We start from the raw sequence: 17,300 nt of genomic DNA, 5'->3' as shown, positions 1-17,300 counted from the left end.
TCGGATTTGCCAACCATGAGCACCGCCGTTCCTCCCGTTCAGCTTTCCGCTGAGGGCCGTATTGTCGAACGACACTGGCAGGAAATGCTCTTCAAGCGCCGCCTTTATACCTGGGCGGGCGTGATCGGTCTCGCGGTGGCGCTCGGTGCTTCGTTGTGGTTCGCAAACGAAACCAATGCCGGCAAGTTCTTTGACCGGTTGCCGCACTTCTTCGATTTTATCGGCGATCTCATGCCTCGCGACGGATGGGAAGTCTGGCGCGCCATGTTCGATCTGCCGTCGCCCTATGCGGATGGAAGCCTGAAATATGACTACCCCGACGGCCGTTATTATTTGACCGAGAGTTTCTACATTCCGGAATATGTCTACAAGATGGTGGTGACCATCAACATTGCGCTGATGGCGACACTGATCGGCTTCGCCTTCGGGTTCATACTTTGCTTCCTTGCCGCCTCGAACCTTGTAACGCGCCGCTGGCTGCGTTTTTTCGTCCGCCGCTTCATGGAACTCCTCCGGGCGTTCCCCGAAATTGTCATCGCCGGCTTCTTCCTCGCCATTTTGTCGCTTGGCCCGATACCGGCGATCATCGCGGTGGCGATCCACACGATCGGCGCGCTCGGCAAGATGTTCTTCGAAGTGGTTGAGAATGCCGATATGCGACCTGAGGAGGGCCTGCGGGCATCCGGCGGCAATTGGGTCGAACGTGTCTGGTTCGGCATCGTTCCGCAGGTCATGCCGAATTTTCTGTCCTACAGCCTGCTGCGTTTCGAGATCAATGTGCGTGCCTCGACCATTATCGGCGCGGTCGGCGGCGGCGGCATCGGCGAGACATTGCGCCTGTCGATCAGCCGCGGACACGAGGCCAAGACGCTGGCGATCATTCTGCTGCTCTTCGTCACGATCGTCGCCGTCGACCAGCTTTCCGCCAGTTTGCGCAAGCGCATCGTCGGCAACCAGGCTTTTGAATTCGGAAGGGGAGGCTAAGGGATGAAGACGCCGTCCGCTGACACCATCGATAGCCTTGCCTCCCGTCACGAGGCTGTGTTTCACAGGCCGGTTCTGGAACGCTGGCGGGCACCCATTATCCTGACGGTGGTCGGCGCCTATCTCATATTTGCATGGTCGCTTTTCGGTATCGGAACCGCCTTCAAGAACGGCAATTGGGATATTGCCGGCAATTATCTTGCCGACTGGATCAGCTACGAGGTGCGCCCCGATATCGAATATGATGGCGATTATCTGCAGGTCGAGTTTCCGCGTTTTTCGCCGCTTGGCAGCGATCCGGATCCGGTCTGGTTGCGAAAGACGACCGATAATGTCGAGCGTGAGGTCATTGTCGATACCGGTGGAGGCATCGGTACGGAGACCAGCACACGTTCAAGGGTGAACTCCTTCATGATGCCGGGTGCGCCGGGTACACAGGAGGGCGGTACCGGCGACACCTCGTTGGGCAACAGCTTCATGGCTCCGCAGGCGCAGACCGCCCGACCGGCCGAAGAGATCAATACGTCCGGCAGGACGCAGATGGTGACGCAGACGGTTGTCACACGTGTTGATCTTGAACTCGGACCCGCCAGGATCAACATCGAGCCGGGCCAGGTAAGCGTTGATTACCATGGCGAGACCTTTGTCGTAGATGTTGTTCCCGATACCTCTGTGACCGCTAACGGACCGCTGCCTCAATGGGCGCAGCAAATGCAGGCCGGCGGCGATATCCTGATGAAGTTCGGCTTTGCCGGCACGCTTGAAGTCGAAAATGACGAGGTCAAGGTTCGTCACCGCTTCCTCGGGTGGGAAAATTTCTGGTTCGACACGGCTTCGCCGTTCTGGGGCATGGGGTTTGCCGAGGTGATGAGAACAATTTCGAGCGGCGATCGGATCAAGCCGGAGATGTCAAATCTTGCCCTTGCTTGGGACAACTTTCTTTACAATGCCGAATGGCAGCATGCCGATGTCTGGATCAAGCTGCTCCAGACGATTGTCATGGCATTTGTCGGGACGCTCTTTGCGACGCTGCTCGCTTTCCCCCTGTCATTTGCAGCCGCCCGGAACATCACGCGAAGCTGGATCGCCAACCAGTTCATCAAGCGCCTGTTCGACTTCCTGCGCTGTGTCGATATGCTGATCTGGGCGCTGTTCTTTACCCGCGCCTTCGGGCCGGGGCCGCTTGCCGGCATATCGGCGATCTTCTTCACAGATACCGGAACGCTCGGAAAGCTCTATGCGGAGGCGTTGGAGAATGTTGACGACAAACAGCGCGAAGGCATCCGGTCGGTTGGCGCGTCGCCGGTTCTGGTTCAGCGCTACGGCGTGGTTCCGCAGGTCCTGCCTGTCTTTGCCAGCCAGTCGCTTTATTTCTGGGAATCGAACACCCGCTCGGCCACCATCATCGGTGCCGTCGGCGCCGGCGGGATCGGTCTGAAACTCTGGGAAGCGATGCGCACGAATGCAGACTGGGAAAATGTCGCCTATATGGTTCTGCTAGTCCTGGCGACCGTCTTCATCTTCGACTCTATCTCTAACGCCATTCGCAGCCGCCTGATCGGGCGCGAGCCGAAAGCCGCCTAGGTGCCATGCTCATGATATTGTCGTACAGTTGCTTTATGTCTGATTCAGCGGGCCACCGCCGCCCGCGCTCCGAAAATCCGATAGTCGGGAGATAACGCCATGCGGTATGCAATTTATTTCGCGCCGCCCTCGAGTGATCCTTTGACCCGCGTTGCGACCAATTGGCTGGGGCGCGACGCCTTTACCGATGAGACGGTTGAAGCCCCGGCCATTTCCGGTCTCAACGATGCGGAAATTGCTTTTCACACTGCGTCGCCGCGTCGCTACGGTTTTCACGGGACACTCAAGGCACCATTCAGCTTAGCCTCCGGCATGAGTGAAAACGAGCTTGTGACAGAACTGGCATCGTTTTCCGGATCGGTTCAATCATTTGAGATACCAAAGCTCTCCATTACCCGTATCGGCGCCTTCTTTGCGCTCGTGCCGGACAATCCGGTCGCCGAGCTCGAAGACCTTGCAGCCAGATGCGTGCGTGACTTTGAGGCCTATCGAGCGCCGCTGGACGATGCCGAGATCGAACGCCGCTCGCCTCAACATCTGACTCCGCCGCAACTGGCCAATCTGCAGCGATGGGGCTATCCTTATGTCTTTGAGGAGTTCCGATTCCATATGACCCTGACCGGGCCTGTCGGATCAGCCGATGCACCCCGGATCGAGCAGGCCTTGCACGCATTCTTCGACCCGGTGCTGAGCGAGCCGGTTGAGGTTCGCAACATTGCGCTGTTTACCGAAGCTGAAACCGGCGCGCCGTTCAAGGTCCATACCCTCTTTCCGCTGCTTGCCGATGAGCAGCGGCGCTACGCATAGCATGAACCCGCAGGAAGCCCATGTCAGATCTGGTATTGAAAAACGCCCGTCTTGTCCTTGCAGATGAAATTGTCCGGGGAACCGTCCTTGTCCGCGACGGCCTCGTCGAGGATATCGGCGGGGCCACGGCCGTTCCGTCCGCGCAGGACATGGAAGGCGACTTTGTCATCCCGGGCCTTGTGGAACTGCATACGGATCACCTTGAAGGACACTACGCACCGCGGCCCAAAGTGCGCTGGAACCCCTTTGCGGCGGTGCTCGCCCATGACGCGCAGATCTGTTCCTCCGGCATCACGACGGTGTTCGATGCGTTGCGCATCGGTATGGACGAAGACGCCGATCTGTCCGCCGAAGACATGCGCCATTTGGCCGATGCGATAGACGATGGCTGCCGCAACGATCGCCTGCGCGCCGATCACTTTCTGCATCTGCGCTGTGAAGTCTCGGCAGCCGATTGCCTCAATGGATTCACAGCCTTCGATGAGGATGACCGCGTCCGGCTCGTGTCCTTGATGGACCATTCGCCAGGCCAGCGCCAGTTCCGCAATCTTGAAGCCTACAGCATTTACTATCAGGGAAAATTGAAAATGTCCGACGAGGTCTTCGCGGCGTTTTGCAAGAAGCGCATTGCCGATTCAGATGCCAATTCCGACCGGAACCGGAAGGCGATATCGGATGCGTGCCGGGAACGCACGATTGTTTTGGCCAGCCACGACGATGCAACGCTTGAACATGTCGATGAGGCGATTGAACAGGGTATCCAGGTGGCTGAGTTCCCCACCACCTTTGAAGCGGCCAAGGCCTCGAAGGAAGCAGGCATGGCGGTTCTCATGGGTGCCCCCAACGTGGTGCGCGGAGGATCGCACTCCGGCAACATCGCGGCCCAGGAACTGGCGGAACACGGACTGCTCGATATCCTGTCCTCCGACTATATTCCATTCAGCCTGATCCAGTCGGCCTTCGACATCGGCGAGCGTGTGGATGCGATCAACCTGCCCGAGGCGATCCGTATGGTGTCCAAGAACCCGGCGGAATCCTGCGGTCTTCACGACCGAGGCGAGATCGCGATCGGCAAACGCGGCGATCTGGTGCGCGTCAGTGTCGATCATCATATTCCGATTGTCCGCACCGTGTGGCGGGAGGGGCAAAGGGTCGCGTAATGTCGTCAGCCCCTGAACGATCCACCCTGCCGGGCGATCATGCCGTTACGCGCGGTACTTTCATTGCCGTGGTCGGGCCAAGCGGGGCCGGCAAGGACACGCTGATGAATCGCGCCCGTCGTGAACTCACTGACCGTTCCGACCTGTTTTTCGTCCGCCGCGTCATCACCAGGCCTGCCGATGGCGCGACCGAGAACCATATTCCCTGCACCCCTGAGGCATTTGAACAAAAGCTAGGCAATGACGGTTTTGCTTTCCATTGGGATGCGCACGGCCTCAGATATGGCCTGCCAATAGAGATTGACGAGCGCATCGCAGCCGGTCATCGCGCCGTATGCAACGGTTCGCGTGCGGCGCTGGATGGCCTCAGCCGGCACTATGCCAATTTTCGCGTCATCGAGATCACGGCCTCGGCGGAGGTTCTGGCGAACCGCCTTGCTGCCCGGGGCAGAGAAAACCCGGAGGATATCCGCGCCCGGCTTGAAAGAAGCGCGGTTCTGAACGCCAGATGGCCCGGCGCCATGGTGATTGATAACAGCGGCGACATCGACACGGCCTCACGCGCACTCGTGGAGGCTATCCTGTCACACGGTTAGGATCGTTCGGCCTCCCTCGGCTTTTTTCTTCCAGATTGACCTTTTGAGGATTTTGCCATTCCCTCTGGATGACAAGGCCATGATTCTGCGAGGAACCGTGAAATCAAATCCGTCGACTGTTGTTGCCGTGTGCTGGGCGCTTGGAGCGGCGCTGATCTTCACGCTGGTTTTTGCCTCCGGTAAGTTCGTCAGTGCGCAGGCAAATCCCATGCAGGTGGTCTTTATGCGCTATGCCGGCGCTGCCGTGGTCATCAGCCTTGTGGTTTTGATGTTCCATGGTGGGTTCTCGAAAGTGCGCAGCACCATGCCGGTCCTGCATGTGGCCCGCGCCGTCAGCGGCGTGACCGGGGAGCTCTGCATTATCGCCGCGCCGCTTTTCATCGACTATGAGGACGCCACCGCGATCACGCTGACAAATGGTGTCATCGCAATGATCCTGGCTGTTTTTCTGCTCAAGGAGCGCGCCGGTCCGAAACACTGGTGCGCGGCCATGATCTGTCTCGCGGGCGCGATGCTGATTGCCCGGAGCGAGGCGGGCTCGGCGGGGGATGGATCGGCAACCCTTGGTGTTGGTATCGCCCTGTTCGGCGCCATGCTTTCCGGCGCGGAGTTGTTTTTCATCAAGCTGCTGACGGACCGGGAACGGCCGATCGTCATCATGCTTCACGTCAATATCATTGCCGTCTTCATGCTTGCCGCCCCGACCATCTGGCTCTGGCAGCCGCTCGGCGGCGCGAGCCTTCTGTGGCTCATATGCATCGGTCCGCTGGCGCTTCTCGGTCAGCTTTGCTGGATAAGGGCATTCCAGAATGCCGATGCCGTGGTGGTCGTCCCGGTCGGTTACGCGTCCGTTCCGATTGCCGCCGTTCTCGGCTTCCTGGCGTTCGGTCAATCACTGGGGCCGGTGCAGGCTTTAGGGGGCCTGCTTGTCGTTGCCGGCGGTGTCCTGTTGTCGCGCTTGCCGGCAAGCCAGCCGGCTCGACCGCAAGAAGCGCAGTGACGCGGGCATGTGAAACAGCAACAACATCAAAGCCTTGAAGGCTTCAGCGGAATCCTGTTCTGAGCCTTTTGAATCGTTGTATCAACAGCCTCGATACACCTTGCACGGCTGGTGGTCGTCAGGTGTTGTGAAACAGTTTCAACAAATGCCGGGGGTTTGGAGCGTCGAGTTTTGATATCTGTGATGCTACCGTCGCATGGCAAACAGGGAGCGGTAAAAACGTGTCAGAATACCCGCGCGATATGATCGGCTACGGACGGCACACTCCGGATCCGAAATGGCCCGGCGGTGCGAAGGTCGCCGTTCAGTTCGTCATCAACTACGAGGAGGGCGGCGAAAACAATATCCTCCACGGCGATGCCGGTTCAGAAGCTTTTCTGTCCGAAATCGTCGGTGCCGTTTCATGGCCGGGTCAACGGCACATGAACATGGAGTCGATATATGAGTATGGCTCGCGTGCCGGCTTCTGGCGGCTGTGGCGCATGTTCACCAGCCGTGACATGCCGGTCACTGTTTACGGTGTCGCGACCGCCATGGAAAAAAACCCCGACGCTGTCGCCGGCATGAAGGAAGCCGGCTGGGAGATCGCCTCCCACGGGCTCAAATGGATCGACTACCGCGACTTTACCCGCGAAGAAGAAGCCGAGCATATGCGCGAGGCGATCCGCATTCACACGCAGGTCACCGGTGAACGCCCGCTTGGCTGGTATACCGGCCGCAGCTCGATCCACTCTGTTGATCTGGCCGTAGAAGAGGGCGGGTTTCTTTACAGCTCCGATGCCTATGCCGACGATCTGCCCTACTGGGTCGACGGGCCGAACCGGCCGCATCTCATCATTCCCTATACGCTCGATGCCAACGACATGCGCTTTGCAACGCCTCAGGGCTTCAACAGCGGCGAACAGTTTTTCAGCTATCTTAAGGACAGTTTTGACGTGCTTCATGCCGAGGGCGTGGCCGGTGCGCCGAAGATGATGTCGGTGGGCCTGCATTGCCGTCTCATCGGACGGCCGGGCCGTGCTGCCGCACTTGCCCGGTTCCTCGACTATGTGGCCTCCCATGATGACGCTTGGGTCGCCCGGCGTATCGATATTGCACGGCACTGGCATGAACACCACAAACCGGCGGGAGGCGGCAAATGACGGCGCGCAGTTCGTTCATTGACCAGTGCGGCGGTGTTTTTGAGCATTCGCCGTGGGTCGCCGAACGCGCCTATGACAGCGGCGCGGTCTACGATCCGCTGCGCTGTGGTGCGGTTCACGCGGCCCTTTGTGCCATTTTCCGTCAGGCAAGCCGGGACGAGCGCCGCGATGTGCTGCTGGCCCACCCCGATCTTGCCGGGAAACTGGCGATTGCCGGGAAACTGACGGATGATTCCAAGGCCGAACAGGCCGGCGCCGGCCTCGACCGTCTCAGTGCCGATGAGCATGCCGAATTCACGCGTTTGAACGAGGACTACAAGACCCGCTTCGGCTTTCCCTTCATCATCGCGGTCAAGGGCCTTGGCAAGGACGACATCCTCGCCGCCTTCAAACAGCGCATTTCCAACACCCAGGACGAAGAGTTCCAAACGGCCTGCGAACAGGTTGAAAAGATTGCCAGGCTAAGACTCGAAGCCATTTTGCCGGAGTAGATAATGAACGAAATAATCAAATCCTCCGATCTCGGCGCTGATCTGCCGGATTTCACCAACGGGACCATCAATCTTGCATCAGCGCGGCTTGGAGCGAAGGCGCTCTACTCGACGGACGAGTTCTTCGCGCCGCTTGAGCGTATGTTGGCCGATGACCCGGCCGTCTTCATTCCCGACAAATATGACGACAACGGAAAGTGGATGGACGGCTGGGAATCACGCCGCAAACGCGTGTCCGGCCATGATTGGGGAGTCATCAAGCTGGCCATGCCCGGCCGCATCTTCGGCTTCGACATAGACACCAGCCATTTCACCGGTAACTATCCGCCGCAGGCCAGCGTCGAGGCTATCTGCATGGAAGACGGCGAGCCGGACGACAATGCCGACTGGGTGGAGATTCTCGGCAGGACGGACCTCGGCCCCAGTCAACATCATTTCCGGACGATTGACGATCACGCAATGCGAAGCCGCGTATGGACGCATTTGCGATTGCACATCTACCCTGACGGGGGCGTTGCCCGCCTGCGGGTCTATGGTGCTGCGCATTTCGACTGGGACAAGGTCACGCCCGAAGAGGAGGTCGATCTTGCCTATGTCTTCCATGGCGGCCGCGCACTTGCATGGTCGGATGCCCATTTCGGCGCGCCTGAACGGCTGCTCGGACCCGGACGCGGGGTCAATATGGGTGATGGCTGGGAAACCGCCCGAAGGCGTGGCCCGGGACATGACTGGGCCGTGCTCAAACTCGGTCATGCCGGAACCCTTGGCCGTGTGGTGGTCGATACCGCACACTTCAAGGGAAATTATCCCGACAGTTGCGATCTTCTGGGTGCCTATCTGCCGGACCATTCAGGCGGTTTCGATGATGCGGATGTCGCCGCGTCCGCAGAGTGGACGCCGATCCTTTCCGCGCAGAAACTGCAGATGGACCATATCCACGAATTTGAAAAGGGGCAGATCGAAGCGAAGGGCCCGTTCACCCATGTCCGCTTCAACATCCATCCCGATGGCGGCGTAAGCCGTCTTCGCCTCTTCGGAAACAAGGCCTGACATGGCGGATGTGTTGCCAATCGGGCCATTGACGCGCGCGGCCTTCGCTCCGTTTGGCGAGGTTCTGGAGACGGATGGCGCGGAACGCCGGATAATCAATGAAGGGACGACGGAACGTTTCCATGCGCTGGCGTGCGCCGAGGCGGAAAGGGGCGGCAAGGTCATCATCAACCTTTTCCGCGGACAGCCTCGGCCGTTTCCCTATGAGATCGCGATGATGGAGCGCCATCCGCTCGGCAGCCAGGCGTTTTTCCCGATTGATAATCGCCCCTGGCTCGTGGTCGTGGCAAAGGATGAAGACGGGCGGCCAGGTTTGCCGCAGGCCTTTCTGGCCGGCGGACGGCAAGGCGTGAATTTCCATGCAAATGTCTGGCATCATCCGCTGATTGCGATTGACGAGGTATCAGACTTTCTGGTGGTCGACCGTGAAGGCGAGGGTGACAATCTCGAAGAAGCCGACTACCCATCTGTCTTCCGCATCGAGCGCGACAACTGGTAAACCCTAATTGGAGGAACCCATGGCCTCACACACAGGACGACTGACAACTCATGTGCTCGATACCGCTGGCGGCAAGCCGGCAGCCGGTCTTTCAATCGAGCTTTACGCACTGCAGGATGAGGCCCGAAGCCTCATCAAGTCTGTGTCCACCAATGGTGACGGTCGCTGCGATGCACCGTTGCTCGAAGGTAAGGGCATGGCGGCAGGCCAATACGAGATCGTGTTTCACGCCGGCGACTATCTCCGGCAAAGCGGCGTGAACCTTCCGGAACCTGCGTTCCTGGACATTATTCCCATCCGTTTCGGCATCGCGGATGCGGACGCGCATTACCACGTGCCGCTCCTGATATCGCCCTATGGATACTCGACCTATCGCGGCAGTTGATCTTGCCGCGATGGGTGCTCGTCAGTATCCATCGCAGTAATCCCCGATAAAACAGTGGATTGTACATCCGGTACAACCGCAACTTCTCTGCGTTCGCACTCAAAACTTCTATCCTGGACAGATGTTCCTGGTGGCGTTCCGATTCGCCGCCGGAATGCGTGAGGGGCGATATATCTTGCGATAGGGGGTCACATGAAACTGGTCGGAGTTTCCATGTTGAGCGCCGCTCTTGCCATGAGCGGTTGTATATCTTTTCCGGAGCTGCCGAACAGGGTGGCGATCAACATTCAGGAGATCATCGATAACATCGAATGCGAAATCCAGGATTCCCTGTACGCGGCTTCTGGTGAGCATTACTGGCTTATGGGTTGGGCTGCGACTATTACGCTCAATTTGGAAACCTACCACACCAATGATGGGTCCGGGGAACTGGTGCTTTCTTTCCCCGTAGCGTCTCAGACGCTTGGGCTGACATTGGTGTCAGGCCCTACAATTGAGTACAACAGTGTCGGAACATTTGCCTACAGTTTTTACTTGATCGATATTGCTGAACGGCCCTGTGGGCCAGGTGAATTCGGCAAGACCCAGTCGCATTTGACCGGGCGAACGGCAGCAGGTGACTGGCTTACGCGCATCGCCAGGGATGCATCCGTACGAAACATCTGTCCCGACAAAATCGACTACGGACTGGAATTCGCCATTGGGCTCAATGGTGAGGGAAACCCCACGATCACAAGTGTTGTCGGCTCGGGAACCATTGAGGGGGATTTTGATCTTGTCGGTCAAAAAACCAAGGATCACGAGCTCACCCTTTCCGCGGTGCCGGTGGGACGGGTTCCCTCGCCCGCCGATGCCAAACAAGTCAATAGTGTCCTGACCAGAGCCGCCTCCAAGGCGCGGGAAATAACCGGTGAAACGGTGAGCACAGCAGATATTCTCGCATGCGCTCCGCTCGGTATTCCTGCTGATCAGCGACGGCAGGTCGTGGACAATCAGACCATGAAAGCTCTGGACGCCGCGGTGGCCGGCTCTCTTGTCAGAAGCATTGGAGGCAACCCGGTTAGCCCATAACTTGCCCGGAGGAACCCGGATTATAGCCATGGTGTCACTGATGTTGTGCTGACAGGCCGCAATTCCCTGAATTGTCAGACTGGGTGGTTGGCGAGCACACTTTTTGCCGGCTCGCCGGCGACATAGGTCTCGGCAATGGCCCGGTCGTCCCCGAGTGTCTGCAAAAGGAACAGTTCCTCGGTCAGTTTGCTGACCACGTCCATTTTAAGGGCCATCGCCGGTGTCGCCCGGGCGTTGAGCACAACCAGATCGGCTTCCCTGCCGGGTTCCAGCGAGCCGATCCTGTCGTCCAGGGACAAGGCCTGGGCATTGCCGAGCGTGATGCGGTAAAAGCTCTCCAGCGGGTTCATACGCTGGCCCTGCAACTGCAGAACCTTGTAGCCTTCGTCGATGGTCCGCAGCATGGAGTAGTTGGTTCCTCCGCCAATGTCCGTCGCAACCGCGATGCGGACCGGCTTGTCCCGTTCGTCCAGGGTTTTCAGGTCAAAAAGGCCCGAGCCAAGGAAAAGATTGGAGGTCGGGCAAAAGACGGCAACCGATCCGGTTTCCGACATGATATCGGCTTCGCGCTCCTCAAGATGGATGCAATGGCCGAAAAGGCTCTTTGGACCCAGAAGGCCGTAATGTTCGTAAACATGGGTGTAGTCCTGGCTCCAGGGAAACAGCTCCTTCGCAAAGGCGATTTCAGCGTGGTTCTCCGACAGATGCGTCTGCATGTGCAGATCCGGATGCTCACGCATGAGCGTTGCCGCCATCTCCAGTTGCCCGGGCGTTGAGGTGATGGCAAAGCGCGGTGTGATCGCCACCATCTGGCGGCCCTTGCCGTGCCATTCCTCGATCACCGCCTTGGTGTCGTCATAGCCGCTTTGCGGCGTGTCCAGAAGGCCGGGCGGTGCGTTTCGGTCCATCATCACCTTGCCGGCGATCATCCGCAGATTGCGCCGGTGGCTTTCGGTAAAAAACGCATCGGCTGACTGTTTGTGAACCGAGCAATAGGCCGCAGCGGTGGTTGTGCCGTGGCGCAGCAGCTCGTCGAAAAAGGCACTTGCAATGCGCGCTGCGTGATCGGCGTCGGAAAAGCGCTGTTCCTCGACAAAGGTGTATGTGGTCAGCCATTCCAGGAGGGCAGAGGCATAGGAGCCGACAATCTGCATCTGCGGAAAGTGGATATGCGTGTCGATGAAGCCGGGCATGATGAGATGCGGTCGGTGATCGCTTTCGATGCAATCCTCCGGCGCATTCGTCTTTACGGCTGCATAATCGCCTGAGGCCGCGATCATTCCGTCACGCATCAGGACGGCGCCGTCTTCCTCGTAGCTGTAGCTGGATGAATCATCCAAGCCCTGCGGCGCTTGCTTGAACGACAGGAGCCGTCCCCTGATCAGTCTCGCGCTCACTTGCTTTGCTCCGTTTTCGAGGCAACGGCGCTTTCGAACCAGGCCACGAGCATTTGCCGCTCCGATGGTTCCATCCGCGTGATGTTTGCAGGCGGCATCGCATGGCTGCGGCCTGCCTGCAGATAGACATCGCGGGCCTGCGCGGCGATTTCCGCATCCGTTTCAAGCAGCACGCCCTTCGGCGGCACAATGATGCCTTCCCAGACCGGCTCCTGCGCATGGCACATGGAGCAGCGCGACAAAACGACATCCCTTGCTTCTTCAAAATGCGCATTGGCGGCAAAACGCTCGAAGGCCGGCGCAACAACCGCCATCTCCCCGTCGCTCTCGCCTGTCAGGACCTTCGGCACGGTTGAGAGCCAGATGATGATGATAAAGATGATGGCGGTTGCCAGCCAAGTCCAGGTCGGATTGCCCTTGCGGGCATGGCGCGTATTGAACCAGTGACGGATGGTGACGCCCATGAGGAAAACCAGCGACGCGATCACCCAGTTGAATTCCGTGGCAAAGGCCAGCGGGTAGTGGTTCGACAACATCAAAAAGATCACCGGCAGCGTCAGGTAGTTGTTATGCGTCGAGCGCTGCTTGGCGATCTGCCCGTATTTCGGGTCAGGTTTGCGCCCGGCGATCAGATCGGCAACGACCACTTTCTGATTGGGGATGATGATCATGAAGACATTGGCCGACATGACCGTTGCCGTGAAGGCGCCCAGATGAAGGAAGGCCGCCCGGCCGGTGAAGAGGTGGGTATAGCCCCAGGCCATCAACACAAGCACGGCATAAAGAAACACCATCAGCAGCGTATCGCTCTTGCCCAGGAATGCTTTACAGGCGAAATCGTAGATAACCCAGCCAAGTGCCAGCGAAGCGATCGAAATCAGGATCGCGACCGGGGCGGAAACGTCGAGCACTGCAGGATCGATCAGGTAAAGATCGGCGCCTGCATAATAGACGATGCACATCAGGGCGAAGCCGGAAATCCACGTCATGTAGGATTCCCATTTGAACCAGGTCAGGTGTTCGGGCATCTCGGCGGGGGCAACCAGATATTTCTGAATATGATAAAACCCGCCGCCATGGACCTGCCATTCCTCGCCATAGGCTCCTTCCGGCAGACCGACCCGCTGCCGCAGCCCGAGATCCAGGGCAATGAAATAAAATGACGAGCCGATCCAGGCGATGGCGGTAATGACGTGAAGCCAGCGCGCGGCAAAGGACAGCCAATCCCAGGCAATGGCGAATTCGTACATATGGGTCCCCTTGTGCTTTGCCGTATTGTGACGACCGCGCCGCTTTAAAGAAAGCGCAGACTTGCCGGATGACTTTCAAAAAATTCTAAATAATCCTATGGTCTGCCTATGTCATATTTTGAAAATATTAAGGTGTTCCTGAGGGTTGTCGAGTTGGGAAATCTTTCTGCGGCGGGGCGTGACTTGCGCATATCGCCGGCCGTTGCCAGCAATCGCGTCAAGGAACTGGAGAAGTATCTCGGCGTGCGGCTTTTCAACCGGACCACGCGGCAATTGACGCCGACGGAGCACGGCAAGATATTTTACGGCGGCGCCGGGCGTATTATCCGGGCGGTCGAGGATGCCGAAGCCTCCATTGCCTCCGTTTCCGGCAAACCCAAGGGCGTTATCCGCGTCACCGCTCCGCTTGGCTTTGGCCGTCGTTTTATCGCATCCGGCATTCCGGCATTTCACGAACAATATCCCGAGATCGAAGTCCGGCTGCGGCTGTCCGACCACAATGTCGATATCTTGAAGGAGAGCATCGATCTGGCCTTCCGGCTCGGCGTCATCGAGGATTCCTCGCTGCGCATGCGCGGCATTATGGATTGCGAACGTGTGCTGTGCGCCTCGCCGGATTATATCGCCAAGGCGGGCATGCCTGAGACGATCGACCGTCTTGTCAAAGACAGTCACAACTGCCTGCTCTTGCGGTTTCCGGGCTCCAGCGAATTTGTATGGACGCTGCAGACACCTGAGGGTGTCCGCAAGGTGGAGGTTGCCGGCGTCTTCGATTCCGATGATGGCGACGTTCTTATGGAATGGGCGCTGGCCGGTCACGGCATCGTCAACAAACCTCGTTTCGAAGTTCAGCCTTTCATAAATTCGGGCCAGCTTGTGACGGTCCTTCCGGATAATCCGCCAACGGCAGCGAAACTGGCCGTTATCTTCCCGCACAAGGATTTCCAGGATCCGAAGCTGCGCCTGTTCATTGACTTCATGGCGGCCCGTTGCCAGAAGATGATCCGCGCGGCGTTGCAATGAAGGCCCAGGCTGCGGGCTTGCACGAGAGGATATTCTGATCATGAAATTTGCGGCAATCATCTTTGATTGCGACGGTGTGCTAGTCGATTCCGAGGTGATTTACACAGCGGTCGAACGTCAACATCTGGAACGCATCGGGCTGTCCTACGATGCCAGTGAATATCAGCGCCGCTTCATGGGCCTGAGCTCGGCGGATTATCTGGCGGAACTCGACCGGGACCACCGCAGTGAAAAGGGCAGGGCGCTGCCGGAGGATTTCGGCACTTCGCTTCGAAAGGCCTGCATTGCCCGCATGAAAACCGATTTGCGCATGATTGACGGGATCGATGCGGTGATCCACCGCTTTGACGGGCCGATGGCGGTAGCCTCCTCCAGCGCTCCGGACAGCCTGGTTCTAAAACTCGAACTCACCCGGCTGCGGCGGCATTTCGATCCTCACATCTATCATGCCGGCCAGGTTGATAACGGCAAACCGGCCCCTGATCTCTTTTTGATGGCGGCCGGCAAACTCGATGCCGACCCGGCCGGATGTCTCGTTATTGAAGACAGCGTAAACGGCGTGAAGGCGGGCCTTGCCGCCGGGATGACCGTCTGGGGTTTTGCCGGCGGCGGTCATGTGGGCGACGATCATGCGCAAAGGCTTGAGGAAGCCGGTGCGCATGCGGTGTTTTCGGATCATCAGCAGGTTCGCGCCCGCTTGTGATGGCTCTGGCAATCAGCCGCTCGTCGTTGCCGGCGGCCCATCAGTTGAAACCTGTGGCGGCTGGTTGAGGCCGCGGGGCCGTGTACGCAACCAGATCGGCGTTGAGGCCAGCATCATCCCGAAGAAAAGCAAGAGACCATTTGTCACCGGTCGTCTCCAGATGTCAGACGATATCGGAGATTGTGGGACCCTTTCGCCTTCGACGTGTTGCAGATAGTCCCTTGCTGCTGTGGCGTCCCGGTCGATCACCCGCACCTGCATGCCGCCCAGGGCAACGGTCACCCACCAGTCGACGCTGGCGTGATGGAGGCCATCGACAAAGACCAAAATACCCTGGCTTTCCAGGGCGGACTTCAGGCACAGGGCTGCCGGAAGGTCATAGACGACTGCAATCGTTTCAAGGTTCGGCATGCCGCCCCCCTTTCTCCAAGTCTACAGTGCTTTGTGCCCTGAGTTGAGTGATTGTCGTCCGCATTTGGTTCCTTGGACCGTGATGCCGGCCCGTCATGCATGTCAGCACTCGCACATTTTGAGTGCTAACAATTTGATTTAAAAAGATAAATTCTTTCCAAAAGTTGCCTCGAACGGAAAATCGAGGGACAATTGTGATTCGTTGCACACCCGTTCGGAGGAGCGAATGAGCGCAAGCGAGTTGGAATTGATGCTGACCGGGCATGGGCTGACCACGGCGCAGATCTACTACCGCATGCCCGATTTCCGGACCATGATCCAGTCCTATCTCTGGCAGGAATATGATCTTGCGCCGGAATTTCCGAAACTGCACGGATTTCTGGATTTCTGGGAAGAAAACCTCGACGGGCCGATCCACTCCGTCCGGTTCACCCATCAAAGACTGATCGGTCCCGGGGAGTGGAGGCACGTCGACTGTGAGCTCAAGTTGCACTAGGCCATAAGTTCCGGCCGCAATCTAGCTGGCGGCGGCGGTTATGACCTTTGCGGGAACCGGTTTGACACCGTATTTTTTCCGGTCCCGGCTGGAAAGCCCTTTCCAGAACTTGTGCGCGCTGTCGAGGCGCTCAAGCCGGCTGATTTCGCGGTCGCTCAACCGGTCGGTGCTGACGAGGCCACGGATTTCGGTTTCAATGGCTTTCATCCGGCGCTGTGCAAGAATATTAAGCATGACATCATCCTTTCTTCGTTGCAGCGGATTTGCCATTTGCAAATCCGTCCTTAACGTCGATGTGGTGGTGTCCAGCCCGGCTTCAAATTAACTCGAGTTAATGTTCTAGAAGCGGATAACTCTCTGAAATCAGTAGGTATAGTGAGATTTGCGGAGATTGTCTGCAGGCGGATTGCGGCAATATCTTGGCCGGTATCAGGAGGCGTTGTCCTGTGCCACGTTCAGCGCGGTCATCACCTCGCAGGCAACCAGCGCCGCAATCACCGCGGGCCGCTTGTCGCCAAGAGCGCTGGCGCCAATCGGGCAGATGAGGCGGTCGCAATCATCAGGATCACCACCCTCCTTGTTGTGCCAGCTGACATAGGTCGCGCGTTTGGTCTTCGACCCGATCATGCCGACATAGGCGGTGTCGGTGCGCGCAAGGGCTTCGCGCACAATGATGAAATCGAGTGCGTGCTCATGGGTCATCACGATGAAAGCAGAATGGGGCGGCGCTTGCCTTACAAGCTCCTCCGGCATGGCGGCAAGCCGCTTTTCGACATCTGCCGTGGCACCGTCGAGTTCTTCTTGCCGCGTTTCCACCAGATGTGCGCGGACAGGAAGCAGGCTCAGAGCGTCTCCCAGCGCCTTCCCGACATGGCCGGCGCCGAACACGTAGACATGCGGCAGGGCGGCATCATCCGTTTCCACCAGCGCGGATATTTGAGCGATGCTGTCCTTGTCCAACCGGTCGATCTCAACGCGCACACGCCCGCCGCAACACTGGCCGATCTCGGGTCCGAGCGGGATGTCCATGTCCGCCTTGTCGGAAGTGCCGGCAAGCAGGGAACGGGCCTCGTTGATCGCCATGAGTTCGAGTTGCCCGCCGCCGATGGTTCCGAAGAGACCGGTTTGCGATACCAGCATCCAGGTCCCGGCCTCGCGCGGCGTGGAACCCTTTGCCTCGACAATATTGACACGCGCGACCATTCCGCTGTCTTCAAGAAATAGCTTCAGTCGTGCCGGCTGGCGCGCCAT

The 17,300-nt window shown here is 58.5% G+C and carries 20 protein-coding genes; 15 read left to right on the top strand and 5 right to left on the bottom strand.

Features of this window, described 5'->3' with window-relative positions; translation table 11 throughout:
- The first annotated feature begins 15 nt into the window (after positions 1 to 15).
- The 12 genes from phnE (OQ273_RS14730) (at position 16) to OQ273_RS14675 (ending at position 10,769) form a co-directional block, all read left to right on the top strand.
- The gene (phnE, locus tag OQ273_RS14730) at positions 16 to 984 is read left to right on the top strand and encodes a phosphonate ABC transporter, permease protein PhnE (protein ID WP_267991254.1); all 969 of its coding nucleotides are present in this window, start codon (positions 16 to 18) and stop codon (positions 982 to 984) included.
- Between the two features lie 3 nt (positions 985 to 987).
- A complete protein-coding gene (gene phnE / locus OQ273_RS14725; RefSeq protein ID WP_267991253.1) occupies positions 988 to 2,568 on the top strand; it encodes a phosphonate ABC transporter, permease protein PhnE in 1,581 nt (526 codons plus the stop codon).
- Positions 2,569 to 2,667: 99 nt separating this feature from the next.
- Positions 2,668 to 3,375, top strand: a complete 708-nt coding sequence (locus OQ273_RS14720; RefSeq protein WP_267991252.1) for a DUF1045 domain-containing protein — start codon at positions 2,668 to 2,670, stop codon at positions 3,373 to 3,375.
- Between the two features lie 20 nt (positions 3,376 to 3,395).
- Positions 3,396 to 4,535 (top strand): alpha-D-ribose 1-methylphosphonate 5-triphosphate diphosphatase, encoded by a 1,140-nt coding sequence (locus tag OQ273_RS14715; protein WP_267991251.1) that lies wholly within the window; start codon positions 3,396 to 3,398, stop codon positions 4,533 to 4,535.
- Entirely contained in the window at positions 4,535 to 5,131 is a 597-nt protein-coding gene (phnN, locus tag OQ273_RS14710) for a phosphonate metabolism protein/1,5-bisphosphokinase (PRPP-forming) PhnN (protein ID WP_267991250.1), read from the top strand. The genes OQ273_RS14715 and phnN overlap by 1 nt, the downstream gene beginning before the upstream one ends.
- Before the next feature lie 79 nt (positions 5,132 to 5,210).
- A complete protein-coding gene (locus OQ273_RS14705; protein ID WP_271292115.1) occupies positions 5,211 to 6,131 on the top strand; it encodes a DMT family transporter in 921 nt (306 codons plus the stop codon).
- A 221-nt stretch (positions 6,132 to 6,352) separates the two neighbouring features.
- On the top strand, positions 6,353 to 7,273 hold the full coding sequence (gene puuE, locus OQ273_RS14700) for an allantoinase PuuE (RefSeq protein ID WP_267991248.1): 921 nt from the start codon (positions 6,353 to 6,355) through the stop codon (positions 7,271 to 7,273).
- Positions 7,270 to 7,764, top strand: coding sequence for a 2-oxo-4-hydroxy-4-carboxy-5-ureidoimidazoline decarboxylase (uraD, locus tag OQ273_RS14695; protein ID WP_267991247.1), 495 nt, complete (start codon positions 7,270 to 7,272; stop codon positions 7,762 to 7,764). The genes puuE and uraD overlap by 4 nt, the downstream gene beginning before the upstream one ends.
- 3 nt (positions 7,765 to 7,767) lie before the next feature.
- Positions 7,768 to 8,814 carry an allantoicase gene (alc, locus tag OQ273_RS14690; protein ID WP_267991246.1) on the top strand — a complete coding sequence of 349 codons (1,047 nt, stop codon included), beginning with the start codon at positions 7,768 to 7,770 and terminating at the stop codon, positions 8,812 to 8,814.
- Between the two features lies 1 nt (position 8,815).
- Positions 8,816 to 9,313, top strand: coding sequence for an ureidoglycolate lyase (locus OQ273_RS14685; RefSeq protein WP_267991245.1), 498 nt, complete (start codon positions 8,816 to 8,818; stop codon positions 9,311 to 9,313).
- A 7-nt stretch (positions 9,314 to 9,320) separates the two neighbouring features.
- The gene (gene uraH, locus OQ273_RS14680; RefSeq protein WP_425493382.1) at positions 9,321 to 9,698 is read left to right on the top strand and encodes a hydroxyisourate hydrolase; all 378 of its coding nucleotides are present in this window, start codon (positions 9,321 to 9,323) and stop codon (positions 9,696 to 9,698) included.
- Positions 9,699 to 9,914: 216 nt separating this feature from the next.
- Positions 9,915 to 10,769, top strand: a complete 855-nt coding sequence (locus tag OQ273_RS14675) for a hypothetical protein (protein WP_271292114.1) — start codon at positions 9,915 to 9,917, stop codon at positions 10,767 to 10,769.
- A gap of 74 nt (positions 10,770 to 10,843) precedes the next feature.
- Here the strand turns inward: OQ273_RS14675 and guaD are convergent, their stop codons facing one another.
- Together guaD and OQ273_RS14665 are read right to left on the bottom strand one after the other, a co-directional pair.
- On the bottom strand, positions 10,844 to 12,166 hold the full coding sequence (guaD, locus tag OQ273_RS14670; protein WP_267991242.1) for a guanine deaminase: 1,323 nt from the start codon (positions 12,164 to 12,166) through the stop codon (positions 10,844 to 10,846).
- On the bottom strand, positions 12,163 to 13,416 hold the full coding sequence (locus OQ273_RS14665) for a urate hydroxylase PuuD (protein WP_267991241.1): 1,254 nt from the start codon (positions 13,414 to 13,416) through the stop codon (positions 12,163 to 12,165). Before OQ273_RS14665 ends, guaD begins: the two co-directional genes overlap by 4 nt.
- A gap of 108 nt (positions 13,417 to 13,524) precedes the next feature.
- On the opposite strand from OQ273_RS14665, the gene OQ273_RS14660 reads away from it, so the two are divergent.
- Complete coding sequence (locus OQ273_RS14660) at positions 13,525 to 14,439, top strand: LysR family transcriptional regulator (protein WP_267991240.1); 915 nt, start codon at positions 13,525 to 13,527, stop codon at positions 14,437 to 14,439.
- 40 nt (positions 14,440 to 14,479) lie between these two features.
- Positions 14,480 to 15,142, top strand: a complete 663-nt coding sequence (locus OQ273_RS14655) for an HAD family hydrolase (RefSeq protein WP_267991239.1) — start codon at positions 14,480 to 14,482, stop codon at positions 15,140 to 15,142.
- 12 nt (positions 15,143 to 15,154) lie between these two features.
- On the opposite strand, the gene OQ273_RS14650 is transcribed toward OQ273_RS14655, so the two are convergent.
- Entirely contained in the window at positions 15,155 to 15,553 is a 399-nt protein-coding gene (locus OQ273_RS14650; RefSeq protein ID WP_267991238.1) for a hypothetical protein, read from the bottom strand.
- A 226-nt stretch (positions 15,554 to 15,779) separates the two neighbouring features.
- Between OQ273_RS14650 and OQ273_RS14645 the strand changes: the two genes are divergently transcribed.
- Positions 15,780 to 16,049: an usg protein gene (locus tag OQ273_RS14645; protein ID WP_267991237.1), complete on the top strand. Its 270-nt coding sequence runs from the start codon at positions 15,780 to 15,782 to the stop codon at positions 16,047 to 16,049.
- A 21-nt stretch (positions 16,050 to 16,070) separates the two neighbouring features.
- On the opposite strand, the gene OQ273_RS14640 is transcribed toward OQ273_RS14645, so the two are convergent.
- Complete coding sequence (locus OQ273_RS14640) at positions 16,071 to 16,283, bottom strand: hypothetical protein (protein WP_267991236.1); 213 nt, start codon at positions 16,281 to 16,283, stop codon at positions 16,071 to 16,073.
- 195 nt (positions 16,284 to 16,478) lie between these two features.
- Positions 16,479 to 17,300, bottom strand: a complete 822-nt coding sequence (gene xdhC, locus OQ273_RS14635; protein ID WP_267991235.1) for a xanthine dehydrogenase accessory protein XdhC — start codon at positions 17,298 to 17,300, stop codon at positions 16,479 to 16,481.

The organism is Hoeflea prorocentri (genome assembly GCF_027944115.1).
In the GTDB taxonomy this organism is placed as follows: Bacteria; Pseudomonadota; Alphaproteobacteria; order Rhizobiales; family Rhizobiaceae; genus Hoeflea_A; species Hoeflea_A prorocentri.
The sequence above is the reverse complement of the archived record's forward strand: the minus strand, read 5'-3'. Positions and strand labels throughout refer to the sequence as shown.